This is a genomic window from Catellatospora sp. IY07-71 (genome assembly GCF_018326265.1).
Lineage (GTDB): Bacteria > Actinomycetota > Actinomycetes > Mycobacteriales > Micromonosporaceae > Catellatospora.
In genome coordinates this window covers 7,556,773-7,577,031 of sequence record NZ_AP023360.1, presented here as the reverse complement: position 1 = coordinate 7,577,031, position 20,259 = coordinate 7,556,773, and the positions used below count along the sequence as shown (strand labels likewise).

At 72.6% G+C, this 20,259-nt stretch carries 18 protein-coding genes; 5 read left to right on the top strand and 13 right to left on the bottom strand.

Annotated features, from left to right (window positions below; translation table 11 throughout):
* Positions 1-24: 24 nt before the first annotated feature.
* Entirely contained in the window at positions 25-732 is a 708-nt protein-coding gene (locus CS0771_RS33895) for a GNAT family N-acetyltransferase (protein ID WP_212844797.1), read from the bottom strand.
* A 162-nt stretch (positions 733-894) separates the two neighbouring features.
* Here CS0771_RS33895 and CS0771_RS33890 point away from each other — a divergent pair, with 162 nt between their 5' ends.
* On the top strand, positions 895-1,527 hold the full coding sequence (locus CS0771_RS33890; RefSeq protein ID WP_212844796.1) for a class I SAM-dependent methyltransferase: 633 nt from the start codon (positions 895-897) through the stop codon (positions 1,525-1,527).
* Positions 1,528-1,643: 116 nt separating this feature from the next.
* Here CS0771_RS33890 and CS0771_RS33885 read toward each other — a convergent pair whose 3' ends face one another.
* The 3 genes from CS0771_RS33885 to CS0771_RS33875 all read right to left on the bottom strand — a co-directional run bounded on the left by CS0771_RS33885 (position 1,644) and on the right by CS0771_RS33875 (position 4,370).
* A complete protein-coding gene (locus tag CS0771_RS33885) occupies positions 1,644-2,651 on the bottom strand; it encodes a glycine betaine ABC transporter substrate-binding protein (protein ID WP_212844795.1) in 1,008 nt (335 codons plus the stop codon).
* A gap of 182 nt (positions 2,652-2,833) precedes the next feature.
* Complete coding sequence (locus CS0771_RS33880; RefSeq protein ID WP_212844794.1) at positions 2,834-3,559, bottom strand: ABC transporter permease; 726 nt, start codon at positions 3,557-3,559, stop codon at positions 2,834-2,836.
* Between the two features lie 100 nt (positions 3,560-3,659).
* Complete coding sequence (locus tag CS0771_RS33875) at positions 3,660-4,370, bottom strand: ABC transporter permease (RefSeq protein ID WP_212844793.1); 711 nt, start codon at positions 4,368-4,370, stop codon at positions 3,660-3,662.
* 2 nt (positions 4,371-4,372) lie between these two features.
* Between CS0771_RS33875 and CS0771_RS33870 the strand changes: the two genes are divergently transcribed.
* Positions 4,373-5,347: an ABC transporter ATP-binding protein gene (locus tag CS0771_RS33870; RefSeq protein WP_212844792.1), complete on the top strand. Its 975-nt coding sequence runs from the start codon at positions 4,373-4,375 to the stop codon at positions 5,345-5,347.
* 38 nt (positions 5,348-5,385) lie between these two features.
* Here the strand turns inward: CS0771_RS33870 and CS0771_RS33865 are convergent, their stop codons facing one another.
* From CS0771_RS33865 to CS0771_RS33825, 9 genes are all read right to left on the bottom strand, one after another.
* Complete coding sequence (locus CS0771_RS33865; protein ID WP_212844791.1) at positions 5,386-6,762, bottom strand: MFS transporter; 1,377 nt, start codon at positions 6,760-6,762, stop codon at positions 5,386-5,388.
* The gene (locus CS0771_RS33860; protein ID WP_212844790.1) at positions 6,759-7,331 is read right to left on the bottom strand and encodes a helix-turn-helix transcriptional regulator; all 573 of its coding nucleotides are present in this window, start codon (positions 7,329-7,331) and stop codon (positions 6,759-6,761) included. The genes CS0771_RS33865 and CS0771_RS33860 overlap by 4 nt, the downstream gene beginning before the upstream one ends.
* A 178-nt stretch (positions 7,332-7,509) precedes the next feature.
* A complete protein-coding gene (locus CS0771_RS33855; RefSeq protein WP_212844789.1) occupies positions 7,510-10,053 on the bottom strand; it encodes an ABC transporter permease in 2,544 nt (847 codons plus the stop codon).
* On the bottom strand, positions 10,053-10,844 hold the full coding sequence (locus tag CS0771_RS33850; protein WP_212844788.1) for an ABC transporter ATP-binding protein: 792 nt from the start codon (positions 10,842-10,844) through the stop codon (positions 10,053-10,055). The genes CS0771_RS33855 and CS0771_RS33850 overlap by 1 nt, the downstream gene beginning before the upstream one ends.
* Before the next feature lie 196 nt (positions 10,845-11,040).
* Positions 11,041-13,593 carry an ABC transporter permease gene (locus tag CS0771_RS33845; protein ID WP_212844787.1) on the bottom strand — a complete coding sequence of 851 codons (2,553 nt, stop codon included), beginning with the start codon at positions 13,591-13,593 and terminating at the stop codon, positions 11,041-11,043.
* Positions 13,590-14,375 carry an ABC transporter ATP-binding protein gene (locus CS0771_RS33840; protein ID WP_212844786.1) on the bottom strand — a complete coding sequence of 262 codons (786 nt, stop codon included), beginning with the start codon at positions 14,373-14,375 and terminating at the stop codon, positions 13,590-13,592. The genes CS0771_RS33845 and CS0771_RS33840 overlap by 4 nt, the downstream gene beginning before the upstream one ends.
* 74 nt (positions 14,376-14,449) lie before the next feature.
* On the bottom strand, positions 14,450-15,121 hold the full coding sequence (locus CS0771_RS33835) for a response regulator transcription factor (protein WP_256442859.1): 672 nt from the start codon (positions 15,119-15,121) through the stop codon (positions 14,450-14,452).
* 3 nt (positions 15,122-15,124) lie between these two features.
* Positions 15,125-16,414 (bottom strand): sensor histidine kinase, encoded by a 1,290-nt coding sequence (locus CS0771_RS33830; protein ID WP_244871197.1) that lies wholly within the window; start codon positions 16,412-16,414, stop codon positions 15,125-15,127.
* 22 nt (positions 16,415-16,436) lie between these two features.
* A complete protein-coding gene (locus tag CS0771_RS33825) occupies positions 16,437-17,366 on the bottom strand; it encodes a PD-(D/E)XK nuclease family protein (protein ID WP_212844785.1) in 930 nt (309 codons plus the stop codon).
* Between the two features lie 78 nt (positions 17,367-17,444).
* Here CS0771_RS33825 and CS0771_RS33820 point away from each other — a divergent pair, with 78 nt between their 5' ends.
* From CS0771_RS33820 to CS0771_RS33810, 3 genes are read left to right on the top strand one after another with little or no spacing between them, the layout of a single operon-like run.
* Entirely contained in the window at positions 17,445-18,605 is a 1,161-nt protein-coding gene (locus tag CS0771_RS33820) for a M50 family metallopeptidase (protein ID WP_244871196.1), read from the top strand.
* A gap of 25 nt (positions 18,606-18,630) precedes the next feature.
* Positions 18,631-19,578, top strand: coding sequence for a tRNA (adenine-N1)-methyltransferase (locus CS0771_RS33815; RefSeq protein ID WP_212844784.1), 948 nt, complete (start codon positions 18,631-18,633; stop codon positions 19,576-19,578).
* A 14-nt stretch (positions 19,579-19,592) separates the two neighbouring features.
* Positions 19,593-20,147, top strand: a complete 555-nt coding sequence (locus CS0771_RS33810; protein WP_239126200.1) for a hypothetical protein — start codon at positions 19,593-19,595, stop codon at positions 20,145-20,147.
* Positions 20,148-20,259 lie beyond the last annotated feature (112 nt).

Below are 20,259 nucleotides of genomic sequence, written 5' to 3'. Positions count from 1 at the left end.
TGTGTCGCTGCCCTAACTTCATGATCAACGCGGCTGGGGGTCGGCACGCGGCGCCGGTGGCGAGATGGTGGGGAAGCCGCCGGTGGGGGACAGGGGCCGGGTGAGGCCGCTGTCGGCGGGCAGGCGGGTGGTGTGCAGGTGCGGGCAGCGCACCCGGGCCCGGCGGTCGGTGCGCCACCACCACAGCGACTCGATCTCCCGGCCGTTCGGCAGGGTCAGCCCGCTCGCCTGCCCGTCCGTAGTGAACCCGCAGGCGGCGAGCCAGCCACGGCTGGCCGTGTTGCCCACCTCGCAGCCGGCGTACAGCGTCGTGATGCCGAAGTGCCGGTGGGCCAGCTCGCACGCGGCGGTCAGCGCCTCACGCCCGTACCCCCTGTTGCGGAAGCCGGCGCGGACGTTGCCGCCGATCAGGTGGTGGCCCTCGGGGTTGCGGCTGGTGGTGACCGACGCGACCGCGATCCGGGTGCGGCGCTCGACGGCGGTGAAGAGCAGCAGGTCGAGCAGGGGCGTCACCACGTCGGTATGGTCCGACGGCGGCGCGACGGTCGGGCCGTCCGGCAGCGGGCCGACGTCCTCCGGGGACCAGCCCTGCCAGTGCCGCGCCTCGTCGTCGCCGCCGATCGCGCCGTGCTGAGCGAGGTCGGCCAGGCGCGCGCTGATCACCCACAGCCGCCGGGTCGTCGCGACGTGCAGGCCGGTGCGGCGGCACCGGGAAGACAGGCGGTCGAACACCGGGCGGCTCCTGACTACGGCGGGGGGGGAACGCCGATCATGCCTGATCGGTGCGGCGGCGACGATCCGGGCATGCCCCGGCCGCCGAGCACCGGCGCCCGGCGAGCCGCGGCGGCCAGTGGCGGCCTCCGGCCACGCGGCTCGCTCTGGCAGCCTGGACCGATGGCGCGGACCAAGGATTGGCACGACTGGCATCAGCCGTACGCGGACCCGGAGTCACCGCTGTCGCGGCGGCTGCGCCTGGTGCAGCGGCACGTCGCGGAGTGGCTCGACGAGCGCCCGGAGCCCTTGCTCACGGTGGTCAGCGCGTGTGCCGGACAGGGACGGGACCTGCTCGGCGTGCTGGCCGGGCGGGCCGACGCGCGGCGGGTGCGGGCCACGCTGATCGAGTTCGATCCACGCAACGCCGCCGCGGCCCGGGAGCTGGCGTCCGGCACCGGCGCGGACGTGACCGTGGTGTGCGGCGACGCCGGAGTCACGGCGGCGTACGCCGACGCGGTCCCCGCCGACCTGGTGCTGCTCGCGGGTGTGCTGGGCAACATCACCGACGACGACGTACGCAGCACCGTCACCGCCCTGCCGCAGCTGTGCGCCCCCGGCGCGGCCGTGATCTGGACCCGCACCCGGCGCGCCCCCGACCTGACTCCGGCGATCCGGACCTGGTTCGCTGAGGCCGGCTTCGCGGAGCGGGCCTTCCACGCGCCGGACGGTGTGCTCTTCTCGGTCGGCGTGCACCGGCTCACCGCCCCGCCCCGGTCCCTGGACCCGTCCCTGCGCCTGTTCCGGTTCGCCTGAACCGGATCGATCATGAAGTTAGGGGTGCCGACACGCCGTCGAACACGCCCATAAGTTCATGATCAACGCAGTGAAGCGGGCCCGGTGCGGGTGCGCCGGGCCCGGGGTGATGCGGGTCAGGAGTTGGGGACGAGGGTGCCGTCGGAGGAGAAGACGGTGCCGAGGGTGGCCTTGCCGGTGGTGAGGGCGGTCTTGGTCTGGGCGCCGCCGGCGTCGGCCTGCAGGAAGCTGCCGAACTTGATGCCGTAGGTCTTGTCCAGGCCGGGCTGGCAGAACGGGCGCTCCGGGCACTCGGCGGGTCCGGCCAGGATCGAGGCGGTGCCGGAGCACTTCGCGGCGAAGTCGGACAGCGTCTTGAGCTGGTGCTGGTCCGCGAACGCCTTGGTCACCGCGTACGCGTTCTGGTCGGCGGCCTTGGACGGGGTGCCGACGGCGAGACCGGCCTTGGTGGCCAGCTCCTTCAGGGCCGTGACGGTCGCGTCGATGTCGCCGCTCGCCTTGGGCGCGGCGTCCTTGCCGTTCTGCTTCTGGTTGAGGAACTCGGTGAGGGTGGCGGCGTACTCGGGGAACACGGTCAGCTCGCCGCGCTCCAGGGCCGCCTCGTACAGCTCGCGGTTGCCGGTGGTCTGCACGGTCGCCTTGAAGCCCGCCGCGTCCAGCGCGATCTTGTAGAGCTCGGCCAGGGTGCGGCTCTCCGGGAAGTTGGCCGCACCGACCACGACCGGCCCGTTGCCGCCGGACAGGCCGGTGGTCAGGCTCGCCTGCGCGGCGAAGTCCTGGGCCGCGACCTGCGAGGTCTTGCGGTCCACCTCGACTGCCTTGTTCAGCGCGACCAGCTTCGGGGTGTCCAGCGCGTCGCCGACCTTGTTCACCGCGGCCAGCAGTGCGGGGGACGCGGCCTTGGCGTTGGCGACGGCGATGACGTTGTCGGCGTTCTGCAGGTGCTTGTCGTCCTCGAGGACCACCAGCTGCTCGCCGGCCACGGGCGCGCAGCCCGCGCCGGACACGGTGGCCGGGGCCTCGGTGCCGGAGGAGCCCGCCTGACCGCAGCCGGCCAGCGCGAACGCCGCCGTGCTGACCGCGGACAGGAGGAGGACGGACGCCCTCCGGGTGTGCGTTGCCATCTTTATGTCTCGCCTTCCGTCGGGCAGAAGAATGCTCAACAGCCTTCTTAACGGGTACCTGGGACATCCTTGTGAAAATTCGTGAACCGTGCTCGACCTACCCCGGCCCGATATTTCGCAAACTGTTCACATCCGCAGGTAGACGCGTTACCGCCCCAGCCTCGAAGTGATCGAGGTCATGCTCATGCCCGGCCGGGCAGGGCGTCGGCGACCGAGGCGGGCGGCCGGTGCGCGCCGCGGCGCAGCGCCCTGGGCAGCAGCGCCCTCTCGGCGAGCGCGAGCAGCCCCTCGACGCCCAGGCAGAGCACCGCCACCAGCACGCCGCCGGCCAGCACCTGCCCGCCGCCCGCGTTCAGGCCGAGCCCGAAGCCGCGGCTGATGATCATGCCGAGGCCGCCGCCGTTGACGAACGCGGCCAGCGTCGCGGTCGCGATCACCTGCACCGCCGCGATCCGGAACCCGTTGGCCAGGTACGGCACCGCCAGCGGCAGCTCCACCTTGCGCAGCAGCTGCCCGCCGGACAGGCCCATGCCCCGGCCCGCGTCGCGCACCTCGGGGTCCACCTCGCGCAGGCCCAGGTACGCGTTGGCCAGCAGCGGCGGGATCGCGAACAGGGTCAGCGCCAGGATGATCGCGGGCTGGCCGAACCCGATCGCGGTGAGCGGGAAGATGGTCAGCAGCGCCACCGTCGGGACCGCCCGGCTCAGGTTGGTCACCGTCACCACGGCCGGCCCGCCCCGCCCGACGTGCCCCAGCCAGATCCCCAGCGGCCAGGCCAGCGCGCACCCGAGCGCCACCGCCGCCGCCGAGATCCACAGGTGCTCCGCGGTCCGGGCGAGGATGCCGTCCGGATTGGTCCAGTTCAGTGGGTCGTTCAGCCATACGATGGCGTCTTCGATCACGCTCATGCCACGCCCTCCGCCCGCCGCCGCCGTGCAGTTTCGGGGAAACTGCACGAAAGAGCGGCCGAGATCCTGCAGTTTCCCCGAAACTGCACCACGGTCACGGTCATGAGGTCCTCCGGCGGGTCCAGGGGGTGGTGAGGCGGGCGAGGAGGAGGAGGGCGAGGTCGAGGGCTAGGGCAAGGGCCACGCAGAGGAGGGTGGCGGTCATGATCTGGGGGCGGTAGAAGTTGGTGTTGAAGCCGCCGATGATGAGGTTGCCCAGGCCGCCGAAGCCGACGATCTCGCCGACGGTGACCAGCGCCACGGTGGACACCGTCGCGATGCGCAGGCCGGTCATGATGCCGGGCATGGCCAGCGGCAGTTCGATGCGCCACAGCAGGGCGCCGCGCCCGTAGCCCATGCCCCGGGCCGCGTCCAGCACCTCGGCGGGCACCTGGCGCAGGCCGGTCAGCGTGTTGCGCACGATGGTGAGCAGCGCGTACAGGATGAGTCCGATCAGCACCGTCACCGGGGTGATGCCGGTGAACGGGGCCAGGAACGCGAACAGGGCCAGCGACGGGATGGTGTAGAGCACCCCGGTGAAGCCCAGGATCGGCCCGGTCAGCGAGCCGAACCGGTACGCCAGCACGGCCAGCGGAATCGCGAGCACCGTCGCCACCACGACGGCGGCTAAGGTCAACAGGAGGTGTTCGCGCAGCGCGGCGAGCAGGGTGTCGGTGTTCTGGCTGACGTAGCTCCAGGAGAACCAGGGATTACGTGGATCGTCGCCCGAGACGGCCCAGCCGGACACGACGTAGCTGACCTTGGAGGGCATACGTGAACCGTACCGCCGCGGTGTCGATCCGGCTGGAGGGTGTCCGCAAGCAGTACGACGACGGCACGGTCGCCGTCCGCGAACTGAGCCTGGAGCTGCCCGCCGGGGAGCTGACGGTGCTGGTCGGCCCGTCCGGCTGCGGCAAGTCCACCATCCTGCGCATGATCAACCGGTTGATCGAGCCGTCCGCGGGCCGGATGTGGCTCGGCGACGACGAGATCACCGCGGTGGACCCGATCGGGCTGCGCCGCCGCATCGGGTACGTGATCCAGAACGTGGGCCTGTTCCCGCACCAGACCGTGCGCGACAACGTGGCCACCGTGCCGAGGCTGCTCGGCTGGCCGAAGCAGCGCGTCGCCGAGCGCACCGCCGAACTGCTCGACCTGGTGGGGCTCGACCCGGCCCGGTACGCCGCCCGCTACCCGCACGAGCTGTCCGGCGGGCAGCGCCAGCGCGTCGGGGTGGCCCGCGCGCTGGCCGCCGACCCGGTGGTGCTGCTGATGGACGAGCCGTTCTCCGCGGTGGACCCGATCGTGCGCGGGCGGCTGCAGGACGAGTTCCTGCGGCTGCAGCAGACGGTGCGCAAGACGATCGTGTTCGTGACGCACGACGTGGACGAGGCGGTGCGCCTCGGCGACCGGATCGTGGTGCTGTCCGAGGGTGGGAAGCTGGAGCAGTTCGCCCCGCCCGCCGTGCTGCTGTCCCGCCCGGCGAACGACTTCGTGGCCGAGTTCGTCGGCTCGGATCGCGGCATCAAGCTGCTCGCGGTGACCCCCATCCCGCGCGAGGGCCTGCGCCCGCTGCCGGACGGCTACGTCTCGGCTGCGCAGGCGCCGTCGGTGCCGGTCGAAGGCTCGCTGCGGGACGCACTGGCCGCGCTGCTGGAGGGCGACACCGGCTGGGTCGCCGTCCGCGACGGCCGGACGCCGCTCGGCATCCTCACCCCGGAGGACGTCCACGCCGTCCTCCGCCGCTGACCCGCACCCGCCGGGCCCGCCTCGATCGCCCGGCTCGATCATCCGACTTGCCTGGCAGATGGGCGTATCTTGAGCGCGCATTCGCCCATGTGCCGGGCAAGTCGAGCGATCTTGGGCGGGGCGCCCGTCAGCGGGAGCGCGGCGGCGGTGGCCGCGGCCGGTTCGGGCTCGCGGACCCGGTCCGGCGCGGGGCGGCGGTCCATCTCGCGCCAGGTGCCCCGGAACACGACCGGCAGCAGGGTCGCCGCCAGGTAGAAGGTGCCGAAGAGCAGCAATGTGGTGGTCAGGTCCAGGCCCTGCACGGCCCAGCCGCCGAGCAGGCCGCCCAGCGGGATGCCCGCGTAGCCGACCGCGCCGGACAGGCTCACGACCCGGGCCTGGAGCGCGGTGGGCACCCGCTCGAACATGACCGCCGACAGGATCGGGTTGACCGCCGCCATCGCCAGGCCCGCCGCGAACACCGCCGCGAGCACCGGCACCAGGTCACCGGCGAGCGCCATCACGGCCATCCGGGGCGCGCCGCCGATCAGGAACCCGAGGGTGAACACGGCGTAGCGGGGCGCGCGCGGCGCGAGCGTGGTGAAGACGATGTTGCCGAGCACGGCGCCCAGCGAGAACGCGGCGTGCACCCAGCCCAGCGCCACCGGCGAGTGCAGCACGTCGTTCACCCACAGCGGGATGAAGACCACCGCGTTGGCCTGGTCCACCAGGTTCGTGACGAACAGCAGCGACAGGATGCCGATCAGCAGCCGGTCGCCGCGCAGGTAGGCGAACCCGCCGCGCAGGGCCTGCCAGTACGGCTCCCGCACCGCTGCCGGCTCGGCTGCTTCGCCTGTGGTGGCCTGCGTGGTGTTCGCCGCCTGGTTCGCGGGAACGAGTGCGGCCACCAGCGCCGCGCACACCGCGAATGTCGCTGCGTCCAGCAGGACCGCCTGGCGGGCGCCCAGCCAGGCGATGAGGATGCCGCCGAGGCCCGCGGCGAGCAGGCTCGCGAGGCGATTGAGGCCGTCGTACACCGAGGTCGCGCGGGTCATGTCCACCCCGGATGCACGGATCGTGGCGGGCAGCAGCACGCGCTTTGCGCAGTCGCCGAGCCCGCGCAGCACTCCGGCGAGCACCAGCAGCGCGACCAGCAGGCCGAAGCCGCCCGCCTGGCCGAACGCGACGGCCGCCATCACCGCGACGCTGGCCAGGTCGGCGACGATCGACACCCGGCGCGGGCCGAGCCGGTCCACCAGCGGTGCGCCGAGCGGACCGGCGAGCACGTACGGCAGCATCTCCGCCGCCGCCGCGACGCCCATCTTCGTCGGGCTGCCCGTGGTGACCAGCACCAGCCACGGGATGGCCAGGAACGTCATCCGGCTGCCGACGACCGAGATCGTGCCCGCGGTCAGCAGCCCGGCGAGCGCCTTCACGACGGATCCTGCGGGAACGGCATGACCTGCAGCTGCACCACGACCCGGGCGGCGTCGCCGGGCGCGGGCGCCTCCGGCTCGTCCGGGCGGTAGCGGTTGATCACCTCGATCAGCTCGTCCTGCATCGCCGTCGTCTCCTCCGGTGTGAGCCGCCGGGACCAGTCGCTGAACGTGCCGACGTGGACCCACTGCTCGGGGCGCGTGGCGTACTCGCTGATGGCGCGGTCGACGCGGGCGGCGTACTGGGTTGTCACGGCGCGCAGGTAGATCTCGAAGTCGCCGTAGGACTCGGGCGCGACGTCGCTGACCGTGGTGCGCCGGTGCGCGGCGCGCCACCAGCGCTCGCGGGCGTTGCCGCGGTCGGTGTCCTCGACGATGAAGCCGTGCTGCGCGAGCTGGCGCAGGTGGTAGCTGGTCGCGGCGCTGGACAGGCCCAGTTGCGCGGCGAGCAGGGTGGCGGTGGAGGGGCCGCGCTCGCGGAGCATGCCGAGCATCTGCACGCGTACGGGGTGGGCGAGGCCGCGCAGGGTGCGGGGATCGAGGGAGATGGAGGAGGCGTCATCCTTCATAACCGCCAACATATCTTTGCAAAGACTTGTTGGCAATCGGCGTTGCGCGCCGCATGCCGCACGCCCGCACCTCATGGCGAAGTGCCCGACGCCGCACGCGGGCGTCGGGCACTTCGGACGGTGGGCGTTAAGAAGGGCACCTTCCTCTACGTATAGCGATAAGAAGGTGCCCTTCCTTTCAGTCGTGGGCGATGGCGGCCAGGACGTTGATGCGGGCGGCTCGGGTGGCGGGGAGGACCGCGGCCAGGACGCCGACCAGGGCGCCGAGGACGAGGTAGACGCCCACCTGGGACCACGGGATGGCGAGTTCCTTGAGGCCCTCGTCGGCGAGGCCCTGGACCACGGCGGCGCCGAGGCCGATGCCGACGGCCACGCCGAGCAGCGCGCCGAAGACGGTGATGACGACGGCTTCCACGGTGACCATGCGCATGGTCGCGGCGCGGCTGAGGCCGATGGCGCGGAGCAGGCCCAGCTCGCGGGTGCGCTCCAGGACCGACAGGGCCAGGGTGTTGATGACGCCCAGCACCGCGATGAGGATCGCCAGGCCCAGCAGCACCTGGATCATCAGCAGCAGCTGCGCGCTCTCGCCCAGTTCGCGGTCCAGGAACTGCTCCGTGTCCTCGACCAGCATCTCGGGGCTGTCCACCAGCAGCGCTTCCAGGCCCTTGCGGGCGGCCGCCGGGTCCGCGCCGTCGGCGAGCCGGACGTACGCGAAGGACGGCGCCGGGGTGCGCATCCCGGGCACGATGTCGGGCCCGAAGATGAACCCGCCGTAGAACGGGGTCGCCTGGTACGTGCCGATGATCCGGAACGTGGTCGGCTCGCCCCGGGGCAGCCGCGCGGTGACCGTGTCGCCGACGGCGAGCCCGGACTCGGCCGCGTACGATTCGCCGACCACGACCTCGCCCGGCGCCGGCTGGGTCAGCACCCCGGCCGCGGCGACCAGCGAGAAGTCCTGCACGACGGTGGGCAGGTCGGTGACGGCCGTGGCCATGCGCGGCTCCCCGTCGATGACGGCCTGCTCGTTGTACTCGGCCGCGACCGAGCGCACCCCGGCCAGCTCACGCATCCGCGGCAGCAGCGCCTCGTCGAAGGTGGGCAGCATGCCCGGCGAGCTCTGCCCGGAGATGATCAGGTCGGCCTGGAAGGCGTCCGTGGCTTCGCCGCGCAGGCTGCGGTCGGCCGAGGTGATGATGGTGTTCACGCCGGTGATCAGCGCGACGCCGACCATGAGCGCGGCGGCGGTGATCGCGGTGCGGCGCGGGTTGCGCCCGGAGTTCAGCCGCCCCAGCTTGCCCGGCACCGACCAGGAGAACAGCCGGCCGAGCACGGACACCGCCGGGCGGGCCAGCGCCGGGCTGAGCAGCGCCACCCCGACGAACGCGGCCAGCACCCCGCCCAGCAGCAGCCACAGCACCGCGTCGCCGTCGGTGGCCAGGCCGTACGCGATGGCGCCGGTGCCCAGCGCGCCGAGCACGGTGCCGCTGACGGTGAGCTTGGTGAGCGGTCGGTCGGGGGTGGCCACCTCCTGCAGCGCGGCGACCGGGGGCACCCGGGACGCCCGCACCGCGGGCAGCAGCGCGGCGATCATCGTGACGCCGACGCCGACCACGAACGCGCTGATCACAGCGGCGAGCGGCAGGCCGATGCCGGCCAGCACCAGGCTGCTGAAGCTCGCCGCGACCTCGGCCAGCAGCGCCCCCACGCCGACGCCCGCGGCCAGGCCCAGCACGGCCGCGACGAGGCCGATGACCAGCGCCTCCACCATGACCGAGCCGATGACCTGGCGGCGGCTCGCGCCCAGGGCCCGGCTCAGGGCCAGCTCCTTGGTCCGCTGCGCCACGATGATCGAGAACGTGTTCAGGATCAGGAACGTGCCGACGAACAGCGCCACCCCGGCGAAGCCGAGCAGGATGTTGTTGAAGAAGGACAGCGCCTCCTTGAAGCCGTCGGCGATCGCCGCGGCGGCCTCCGCGCCGGTCTGCACCTGGTACCCGTCGCCGAGCGCGGCCTTGATCGCGTCGCGCAGGGCGGCGGGGTCGGTGCCGGGCGCGGCGGTCACGCTGAGGCTGGTGTACGCCCCCGGCGTGCCCAGCATCAGCTCCTGCGCGACGGGTTCGGTGAACCGGACCTCGTGCACCGGACCGCGGCCGGGCAGGCCGCCCTCGTAGCCGAAGACGCCGACCAGGGTGAACGTCTGCTTCGGCTTGGTGGTGAGCACGCCGACCCGGTCGCCGACCTTGAGCTTGGACAGCTCGGCCAGCGTCACGTTGATCGCGATCTCGTCGTCCACGCTCGGGCCGCGGCCCTCGCGCAGCTCCAGGCCGCCGGTCTCGCCGGTCCAGTTGGCCCCGAAGCGGGGCGGGCCGAACGAGGTGACGACCTTGCCGTCGGCGCCGATGACGCGGGCGCCGTCGGCCTGCACCTCGCCGACGACCCCGGCCACGCCGGGCACGGCGGCGACGGTGTCGCGGTCGGCGGAGCGCAGCAGGCCGGGCACGGCCTCGCCCTCCAGCTCCGACACGTCGATCGCCGGGTCGGCGGCGACCAGCACGTCGGTCTCGGCCATCGCCGAGGAGAACATGTTGTCGAACGAGCGGCCCAGCGCGTCGGTCAGCACGAACGAGCCGGACACGAACATCACGCCCAGCAGCACGGCCAGGCCCGACAGGACCAGGCGCAGCTTGCGGGCGAGCAGGCTCTTGAGGGTGGCGCGCAGCATCAGAGCTCCGCCCCGGCGGGCGCGACGCGGTCCAGGCTCTTGAGGGTGTCCAGCACGGACTCCGGGGTGGGCTCGGTCAGCTCGGCGACGAGCTGCCCGTCGGCGAGGAAGACGACCCGGTCGGCGTACGCGGCCGCGTTGGCGTCGTGGGTGACCATGACGATGGTCTGGCCGTACTCCGTGACGCTGCGCCGCAGGAAGCCGAGCACCTCGGCGCCGGAGCGGCTGTCCAGGTTGCCGGTCGGCTCGTCGGCGAAGATGACCTCGGGGCGCGACACCAGCGCGCGGGCGCAGGCGACGCGCTGCTGCTGGCCGCCCGACAGCTGGCTGGGGCGGTGCCCGAGCCGGTCGCCGAGGCCCACGGTGTCGATCACGGTGCGGAACCACTGCTGATCCGGCTTGCGCCCGGCGATGGCCAGCGGCAGCAGGATGTTCTCCTCCGCGGTGAGCGTGGGCAGCAGGTTGAACTGCTGGAAGATGAAGCCGATCTTCTCGCGGCGCAGCCGGGTCAGGCCGGCGTCGTTCAGGCCGGTCAGTTCCGTGTCGCCGACGTGCACCTGGCCGCGGCTGACCGCGTCGAGACCGGCCAGGCAGTGCATGAGGGTGGACTTGCCGGAGCCGGACGGGCCCATGATGGCGGTGAAGCGGCCGCGTTCGAGCTCGACGTCGACGCCGCGCAGCGCGACGACCTGCGCCTCGCCGGTGCCGTACACCTTCCACAGGCCGGTGGCGCGGGCGGCGGCGGTCTCCGTCCGCTGGCGGGTCAGGGGCGGGGCTGCTGCTGGAGTCATGGGGTCCTTCCTCGGCCGGATGACATGGACCGGCCGGCCTGGACGCCAAGGCGGGGCGTCCGGACCGGCCGGTGTACTCATCGTCGGGGCGGAAAGAGCCGCATCCCTCGACCCGTGGGGTGAACCCTCCCCGGTTTGCGACGCGGGGAAAGCCCCCCAGGCCCGGGTCAGGGGCGACCCTGACCCGGACGGGCGCTCACTCGTACGAGATGGCCTCCAGCACGTTGAGCCGGGCCGCGATCCGGGCAGGGAGCACCGCCGCGGCGATGCCGGCCACGACCGCGATCGCGAGGTACTGCAGCAGGTCCAGCCATGGGATCGCGATCACGGTGGCGAACTCGATGGTGATCAGCGCCTGGGTGAAGGCGGCCCCGAGACCGACCCCGAGAGCCAGCCCGAGGGCGACGCCGAAGACGGTGATCAGCACCGACTCGACGGTCACCATCCAGACCAGCCCGCCCCGGCTGAGCCCGACCGCGCGCACCAGCCCCAGCTCGCGGGTCCGCTCCACGATGCTGAGCAGCAGCGTGTTGAGAATGCCCAGCACCGCGATGACCAGCGCCACGATCAGCAGCCACTCGACCGCCGTCAGCAGCAGGTCGTAGGAGGCCGTGGCCTGCTGTACGTAGGACTGCCGGTCGCCGACCTGTACCCCCGGATAGTCCTTCATGATCTTCTCGATCTGGGCCACCACCGGGGCCGCGTCCACGCCCTCGTTCAGCGACACGAAGCCCTGGAACGCCAGCGGGCCGGGGAAGTCCTCGACCGCGGGCAGGCCGACCAGGATGCCCTGGATGATCGGCGTGGTCTTGTAGACGCCGACCACGGTGTAGTCACGGCTCACCCCGCCGATCACCACCGGCGTGCGGTCACCGGCCTTGAGCTTGAGCGTCTCGGCGGTGTTGTCGTCGAGCACCAGCTCCTGCGCGGCCAGGGTGCGGATCGAGCCGTCGACGGCGTCCATCGGGAACATGCGCGAGGCCTGGCCGACGTCGGTGGCGAAGATGCCGAACGCCGACGGCTGGTTCGCCACGCTCACGTTGAGCGCGTCGAAGTGCCAGGCCGCGGCCTCCTTGACCCCGGAGATGGCGCGCACCTGGTCCAGCGCCTTCGGGTTGAAGCCCTGGCGGCCGTCGGGCGCCGCGGTGACGCTCGCCTGGATCATCACCTCGACCCCGATGCTGTCGCCCATGATGTCCTCCAGGCTGGTCTTGAAGGACTGCACGACGGTCGCGGCGGTGCCGATCACGGTGACGCCGATGATGATCGCGGCGGCGGTGACGGCGGTGCGGCGCGGGTTGCGCACCGCGTTGCGTACGCCGAGCCGGCCGGCCGAGCCGCGGCCGATCAGCGCGCCCAGCCCGCGCACCAGCGGGCGGGCCAGCAGCGGCGACAGCAGCAGGGTGCCCACGAACAGCAGCACCGCCCCGGCCAGCAGCACCAGGAACGCGGTGCCGCCCATGTCCACCAGCGCGCCGGTCAGGACCAGCGCCAGGCCCGGCACGGCCAGCACCGCGCCCACGATCGACAGCGCGACCAGTGACTTGTCCGGGCGCACCACGTCGCGCATCGCGGCCACCGGGGGCACCGACGAGGCGCGTACGGCGGGCACGAACGCCGCGATCAGCGTCACCAGCACGCCCAGCGCGTACGCCAGCACCACCGTGATCGGCTTGACGATGATGCCCGCGCTGGGCAGCTCGAACTCGCCGATCAGCAGGTGCTCCACCCAGGCGCCGAGCCCGGCGCCGATGGCCAGGCCCAGCGTGGCGCCGAGCACGCTGACCACCAGCGCCTCCAGCAGCACCGACCCGGCGACCTGGCCCCAGCTCGCGCCCAGCGCGCGCAGCAGCGCCAGCTCACGGGTGCGCTGCGCGACGATGATGTTGAACGTGTTGAAGATCAGGAACACGCCCACCACGGCCGCGAGCACCGCGAAGCCGATCAGGATGTACTTGATGAAGTCGAACACGACCCCGATCTGGGCCGACTGCTCCTCGCTGCTCTCCTCGCCGGTGAGCGCCTTGAACCCGGACGGCAGCTGCTCCGCGATGCGCTGCTTGAGCACGGTGTCGCTGACGCCCTCGTCGGCGGCGAACGACGCCCCCGCGTAGCGGCCGGTCGCGCCGTAGAACGTCTCCTGCGCGTACGCCTGCTGGAACATGACCACCGACTCGCCGGCCAGGCTGTCCCGGCCGCCGGAGTAGCCGGCCACGCCGACCACCTTGAACGTGCGCGGCTCGTTGAGCACGGGCACGTACACCTTCAGCGAGTCGCCCCGCTTGACCCGGGCCAGCTCGGCGGTGTGCGCGGTGACGGTCACCTCGTCGGCGGCCTGCGGCCAGCTGCCCTCGCGCAGCTCGACCAGGCCCAGCGGGTCGTCCTTGCCGTCCACGCCGAAGCCCAGCATGGCGTCGGCGGTGACCGGCTCGCCGTCGTCGGCCCGGAACGGGATCACGCCCTGCGCGCTGACGTCGGGCGACACGGCCCGTACGCCGTCGACCTCGGACAGGGTGCGCAGCTGGTCGTCGGTCAGCCGGATCGGGTTCACCGCCTGCGGGTCGGTGGGCTGCACCACGACCGCCACGTTGGCGTTGATGGTGCTGAACAGCGATCCGAACCGCGCGTTGAGGGTGTCGGAGAGCACCAGGCTGCCGGCGAGGAAACCCACCGACAGCACGATGGCGATGAGCGCGAGCGACAGCCGCAGCTTGCGCTGCAGCAGCCCGCGCAGGCTGGCCTTGATCATTCGGTGGCCCCCGAAACCGGGGCGGCGTCCAGGCGCTTGATGCGGTCCAGCACCGCGTCCGCGGTCGGGGCGGTCAGCTCGTCGACGATCTGCCCGTCGGCGAGGAAGATGACCCGGTCGGCGTGGCTGGCGGCGTTGGCGTCGTGGGTGACCATGACGATGGTCTGGCCGTGCTCGGTGACGCTGCGGCGCAGGAAGTTCAGGATCTCCGCGCCGGAGCGGCTGTCCAGGTTGCCGGTCGGCTCGTCGGCGAAGATGACCTCGGGCCGCGACACGAGGGCGCGGGCGCAGGCGACGCGCTGCTGCTGGCCGCCGGAGAGCTGGCTGGGGCGGTGGGTCAGCCGGTCGGCGAGCCCGACCGTGGTGATGACCGTCCGGTACCACTCCGGGTCCGGCTTGCGCCCGGCGATCGCCAGCGGCAGCAGGATGTTCTCCTCGGCGGTCAGCGTCGGCAGCAGGTTGAACTGCTGGAAGATGAAACCGACCTTCTCCCGGCGCAGCCGGGTGAGCCCGCCGTCGTCCAGGCCGGTCAGCGCCGTGTCGCCGACGGAGATCTGGCCCCGGGTGGCCGTGTCCAGCCCGGCCAGGCAGTGCATGAGGGTGGACTTGCCGCTGCCGGAGGGGCCCATGATGGCGGTGAAACGGCCGCGTTCGAGCTCGACGTTCACGCCGCGCAGCGCGATCACCTGTGCCTCGCCCGAGCCGTACACCTTCCAGAGATCGGCGGCGCGGGCGGCGGCGCCGGCGCCCGCGGCGGGCGCGTCGGAAACCTGAGAAGTCATGCCCCACAGGCTGTCAGCGCGTGTCCAGCCCTCCCTCAGACCCTGGGACGGTCTTGGCCGCGCCGCTCTCCTCCTCAGGTAGGAGAGCCGGGTCGTACCAGGCCGGTCTCGTAGGCCAGCACCACCGCCTGCACCCGGTCGCGCAGGCCCAGCTTGGTCAGCACGTGCCCGACGTGCGTCTTGACCGTGGTCTCGCTCACCGTCAGCGCCCGCGCGATCTCCGCATTGGACAGTCCCCGGGCCACGTGTACCAGCACCTCGCGCTCGCGCTCGGTCAGCGTGCTCAGCGAGTGCGGCACCGTCGCCTCGGGGTCGGGCAGCAGCCCGGCGAAGCGGTCCAGCAGCCGCCGCAGGATGCGCGGCGCGACCACCGCCTCGCCCGCGGCGACCGTGCGGATCGCCGCCACCAGCTCGTCGGCGGGCACGTCCTTGGCCAGGAAGCCGCTGGCCCCGGCGCGCAGCGCGCCCACCACGTAGTCGTCGAGGTCGAACGTGGTCAGGATGAGCACCCGCACCGGCAGCTTCGCCGCGGTGATGTCGCGGGTCGCGGCCACCCCGTCCCGGCGCGGCATGCGCACGTCCATCAGCACCACGTCGGGCAGCAGACGCCGGGCCAGGTCCACCGCCTCGACGCCGTCGGCCGCCTCGCCCACGATGTCCAGATCGGGCTCGGCGCCCAGCACCATGCGGAACCCGCTGCGCAGCAGGGGCTGGTCGTCGGCGAGCAGCACCCGGATCGGCTTCAACGTTCAGACCTCCGCCTGCGTCTCGGCGACCATGACGTGGCCCGCCTGCTCCATGGGGATCCGTGCGTGCACCCGGAAACCGCCGCCCGGACGGGGACCGGTGCGCAGCGTGCCGCCGTACACGGCGACGCGCTCGCGCATGCCGAGCAGGCCGTGACCGCTGGTGCCCGCCGGGACCCCGTCTGCGGTGAGGGTACGCGTGTGCGGTCCGCGCCCGGTGTCGAACACCTCGATCGTCAGCTCGCGCCCGTCGGCGCTCAGCCGCACCTCGGCGCGCGCCGGACCGGCGTGCTTGAGCGAGTTGGTGAGCGCCTCCTGCACGATCCGGTACGCCGTCAGCGCCACGCCCGGGTCCACCACGTCCAGCTCGCCGTCGACGCGCAGCGAGGTGGACAGTCCCGCCTCGCAGACCTGGTCCACCAGGGTGCGCAGGCCGGACAGGCCCGGGGTGGGGCTCAGCCCGTCCGCGTCGTCGGCCTGGGCGCTCTCCGAGCGCAGCACGAACAGCAGCCGCCGCAGCTCGCGCAGCGTGGTGCGGCTGGTCTGCTCGATGGTGGCCAGCGCCTCGTCGGCGGCGGCCGGGTCGCGGTGCAGCATGCGGCGCGCGCCGGTGGACATCACGCCGATCACGCTGACGTGGTGGGCGACCACGTCGTGCAGCTCGCGGGCGATGCGGCGGCGCTCCTCGGCGACCGCCTGCTCGGCGTGCGCCTGCTGGTTGGCCTCGGCCGCCAGCGCCCGCTCGGCCAGCGCTGCGGACGCCTCCCGGCGCGCCCGCACGGTCCGCCCGGCCAGGAACGTGATCACCATCACCGCGAGGTTGACGATGATCCCGGCCGACATGGAGATGAGCTGGCGGCCGTCGGTGTCGCGCATCAGGTCGTGCTGGTACGCCCATACCCAGATCAGGTCGTTGACCAGCCACAGCGCGGCGGTGCCGAGCACCGCGCGCCACCAGGGCTCGTACACCGCCACCGTGTACGCCAGCACCCACAGCGCCACGCCCTGCCCGCCCAGCAGCGCGTCCGGCCACACCGTGCCGACGGCGGTGAGGAACGCCGTCAGCCCGATGGCGAACCACAGGTGGGTGCGGCGCAGCACGATCGGCGCCAGGCTGACCGCGCTCCACAGGAACGTGACCAGCGTCGTCTGCATCAGCCAGGACGGCTGGGCGTACGCCAGCAGCACCTGCACCACGAACAGCCCCGCCGCCAGCGCCGCGTCGGCGCGCAGCGGCGTCCACCAGGTGGGCTTCCACCAGGGGAAACGCGACGGCGCGGGGGTCAGGGGCACGCGGCGAGGCTACCGGATCGGGTCACCCCTCCGGCTGGGCCGCCAGCAGCCGGGCCTGCCTGCTGTCCACCGTCTGCGCGGTGACCTGCACCGGGAACGGCGGCAGCGTGCCACCGAACTCCGGGCAGCGCTGCTGGTGGCTGCACCAGCCGCACAGCTTGCTGGGCTTGGGCCGGAAGTCCTGGTTCTCGATCGCGTTCTCGATCGCCCGCCACAGCGCGAACAGCGTCTTCTCGAAACGCGTCAGCTCCTCGGCGTCGGGCGTGTAGTCGCAGATCTCGGCGTCCTTGAGGTAGAGCAGCCGCAGCACTCGCGGCACCACGCCCCGGGTGCGCCACAGCACAAGGGCGTAGAACTTCAGCTGGAACAGCGCCCGCGCCTCGAACGCCTCCCGCGGCGCCCCGCCGGTCTTGTAGTCGACCACCCGCAGGTCGCCGCCCGGCGACACGTCCAGCCGGTCGATGTAGCCGCGGATCAGCAGCTGCTCGCCCCCCTCGGCGCCCAGCACCGCCTCGATCAGCTGCTCGCGCTCGGCGGGCTCGAACCGGCGCGGGTCCTCGACCGCGAAGTAGCCGCCGAGCAGGTCCTGCGCGGAGCTGAGGAACTGCTCGCGGGTCATCGCGCCCTCGGCCTCGAAGATCGTGCCGAACTCGGGCTGCTCCTCGACCAGCCGGTCCCACTGCGGCTCGACCATCTCCTCGGCCAGCGGGCGGGTGCGGGCCGTGGCCGGGGAGTCGAACAGCTTCTCCAGCACGGCGTGCACCAGGGTGCCGCGTACCTGCTCGGCGGTGGGCTGCTCCGGGATGCGGTCGATGCTGCGGAAACGGTAGAGCAGGGGACAGGTCTTGAAGTCCGCCGCCCGCGAGGGCGACAGCGAGGGGAGGGGACGAACGCCGCCCGCCGCATCCGCACTCTGCGACGGTCCGTGTTCGGAGGGCACCTGCTCTGTCATGACCCACACAGTAGGGGAGCGGTACGACTCGGTCCGCGTGCCGCTCGGCCGTAGCATGGTCACGATGGAGAGGACGCCGTGACCGATTCGACACCCAAGTCCGCTTCGCGAGGCGAGCGGCGATCAGGCTTTCAGGTCGGCCGCATCTTCGGTTTCCCGCTGCGGCTGAGCGCGTCCTGGGTGTTCATGGCCCTGTTCATCACCTGGTGGTACGGCGAGGGCCTGGGCCGGGCCCTGGAGCTGACCGGCCCCGCGCGCTACCTCGCCGGGCTCGGCTTCGTCGCATGCCTGCTGCTGTCGGTTCTGCTACACGAGCTCGGCCACGCGCTGACCGCCCGCCACTACGGCATCGGCGTGAAAGGCATCACCCTGGACCTGCTCGGCGGGTACACCGAGTTCGACCACGACTCGCCGCGCCCCGGGGTCGAGCTGGCCACCGCGCTGGCCGGGCCGGTCGTGTCCGCGCTGGTCGGCGTCGGCTCGGTGATCGCGGCCGTGCTGCTGCCGAGCGGCACCGTGCCCCACCAGATCGCGTTCCAGCTCGCGCTGTGCAACATCATCGTGGCGGTGTACAACGCGCTGCCGGGCTGGCCGCTGGACGGCGGCCGGGCGCTGCGCGCGGTGGTCTGGGGCGCCAAGGGCGACCGCGACGCGGGCCTGCTGGTGGCGGGCTGGTCCGGCCGGGTGGTCGCGGTGCTCACCGCGCTGCTCGCGGCCGTGCTCTACCTGACCGGCTGGTACGAGTGGTTCGGCCTGATCTTCGGCCTGTTCGTGGCGTTCAGCATCTGGCAGGGCGCGGCCGGGGCGGTGATGACGGCCCGGGTGCGCCGCCGCTACCCGCTGGTCGACCCGGTGCGCCTGGCCCGCCCGCTGTTCGTGGTGCCCACCGGCACCTCGCTGGCCGAGGCGGCCCGGCGCGCCGCCGAGGCCGGGCACACCGCGCCCGTGCTGGGCGTGGCCGACCCGGAAGGCCGGCTGATCGCGCTGGTCGTGCCCGCCGCCGCGGCGGCCGTGCCGGAGCAGCGGCGGCCCTGGGTGACCGTGGAGACGGTGGCCCGCGGCATCGGCGCGGTGGCGACCATCCCGTCCGGGGCGCGCGGCGCCGACGTGATCAAGCTCCTGCGTGGGGACCCGGCCACTCCTTACCTCGTGGTCGACGGGGAAGATGTGGTGGGCGTGCTCACCATCATGGACGTGGTGCAGGTGCTCGACCCGGCGGCGCTGAAGGCCGCCCGCTGAACTTCGAGACAGGAACCTTACGCAGATGACCGATCCGACGCCGCAGCGTCGTGGCGCTTTCGCCGCGGGTGACCGGGTGCAGCTGACCGACCCGAAGAACCGGATGCACACCATCGTGCTGGAGCACGGCAAGGCGTTCCACACCCACCGCGGCATCCTGGCCCACGACGACCTCATCGGCCTGCCCGACGGCAGCGTGGTCACCTCCTCCGGCGGCACCGCCTACCTGGCGCTGCGCCCGCTGCTGGCCGACTACGTGCTGTCCATGCCCCGCGGCGCCCAGGTGATCTACCCCAAGGACGCGGCGCAGATCGTGGCCATGGGCGACGTCTTCCCCGGCGCCAAGGTGCTGGAGGCCGGCGTCGGCTCCGGCGCGCTGAGCTGCTCGCTGCTGCGCGCGGTAGGGCCGGAGGGGCAGCTGTGGTCGTACGAGCTGCGTGACGACTTCGCGGCCGTGGCCCGCAAGAACGTGCAGAACTGGTTCGGCACCAGCTGGGCCGCCGACGGCAAGCCCGCCGACCCCATGATGCCGTCCTGGCACCTGCACGTGGGCGACGTCGCCGACAACGCCGAGACCGGTTTCGACCGGATCATCCTCGACATGCTGTCGCCCTGGGACGCCCTGGACATGGTCGAGCGGGCGCTGCTGCCCGGCGGGGTGTTCATCGGCTACGTGGCCACCACGCCGCAGCTGTCGGAGCTGGTCGAGGCGCTGCGCGAGCGCGGCTTCACCGAGCCGCTGGCCTGGGAGTCGCTGGTGCGCGACTGGCACGCCGACGGCCTGGCCGTGCGCCCCGACCACCGCATGATCGCGCACACCGCGTTCCTGGTGCGGGCCCGCAAGCTGGCCCCCGGCGTCACCGCGCCGCCGCGCCGGCGCAAGCCGAGCAAGGGCCGCGAGGCGTACGAGCTGCGCAAGAAGGCGGCGCCGGCCCCCGAGCCGGACGCGGTCGCCGACGAGGTCTGGGAGTAGGAGACGCCGTGAACGTGCCCCCGGCCGTGTTCCCCGACTGGTCGCCGTACCCGGACCTGGACTCGGCGGCGCGCGCCTACCTGCGCGACCCCGAGGTCGCCCTGGACGCCCTGGAGGGCGTGCTGCGCGGCACCCAGGTGCTCGGGTTCACGCTGGAGCGCTTCGTCAACGAGTACAACGGCGTGTGGCAGGAGGTCGTCGTCTGCGACGGCTCCCGGCTGCTGCTGTGGCACGGCGAGGACGTTCCGCCTGGGGAGGGCCCGGCGGGCTCGATGATCTCTTCGCTGCGGGTGGTGCCGCTCTCGGTGATCACGGAGGTCGGCTGCCGCCGCCGCCTGAGCCGCACCCCCGCCAACCACCTGCGGGTCGACAGCGTCGACGTCTACCTGCTGCTCAGCTCGCTGGACGAGTCGAACAACGGCCACCCCCTGGACGACCCGCACCACGTGGTACGCCAGGACGCCCTGCGCTTCGGCAAGACCCTGGAGGACGGCGGCACCGGCCAGATCGCGAGGCTGGAGGAGTTCGCCCAGCTCGTGGCCTCCCTGGCCGGCCGCCCCATGCTCTGACGCCCCGTCTTTCGGGGGCATGATCGGGGTTTCGTGTCAAGATCTGCGGTCCCACCGCACCTTTCGACACGAAACCCCGATCATCACGCGGACGAAGGGACGTTTGTCCGTG

Excerpts from the sequence above, each read along its gene's own strand:
- CS0771_RS33890 (WP_212844796.1), top strand. The coding sequence starts at position 895 with ATGGCGCGGACCAAGGATTGGCACGACTGGCATCAGCCGTACGCGGAC.
- CS0771_RS33885 (WP_212844795.1), bottom strand. The coding sequence starts at position 2,651 with ATGGCAACGCACACCCGGAGGGCGTCCGTCCTCCTCCTGTCCGCGGTC.
- CS0771_RS33880 (WP_212844794.1), bottom strand. The coding sequence starts at position 3,559 with ATGAGCGTGATCGAAGACGCCATCGTATGGCTGAACGACCCACTGAAC.
- CS0771_RS33875 (WP_212844793.1), bottom strand. The coding sequence starts at position 4,370 with ATGCCCTCCAAGGTCAGCTACGTCGTGTCCGGCTGGGCCGTCTCGGGC.
- CS0771_RS33860 (WP_212844790.1), bottom strand. The coding sequence starts at position 7,331 with ATGAAGGATGACGCCTCCTCCATCTCCCTCGATCCCCGCACCCTGCGC.
- CS0771_RS33855 (WP_212844789.1), bottom strand. The coding sequence starts at position 10,053 with ATGCTGCGCGCCACCCTCAAGAGCCTGCTCGCCCGCAAGCTGCGCCTG.
- CS0771_RS33850 (WP_212844788.1), bottom strand. The coding sequence starts at position 10,844 with ATGACTCCAGCAGCAGCCCCGCCCCTGACCCGCCAGCGGACGGAGACC.
- CS0771_RS33845 (WP_212844787.1), bottom strand. The coding sequence starts at position 13,593 with ATGATCAAGGCCAGCCTGCGCGGGCTGCTGCAGCGCAAGCTGCGGCTG.
- CS0771_RS33840 (WP_212844786.1), bottom strand. The coding sequence starts at position 14,375 with ATGACTTCTCAGGTTTCCGACGCGCCCGCCGCGGGCGCCGGCGCCGCC.
- CS0771_RS33825 (WP_212844785.1), bottom strand. The coding sequence starts at position 17,366 with ATGACAGAGCAGGTGCCCTCCGAACACGGACCGTCGCAGAGTGCGGAT.
- CS0771_RS33815 (WP_212844784.1), top strand. The coding sequence starts at position 18,631 with ATGACCGATCCGACGCCGCAGCGTCGTGGCGCTTTCGCCGCGGGTGAC.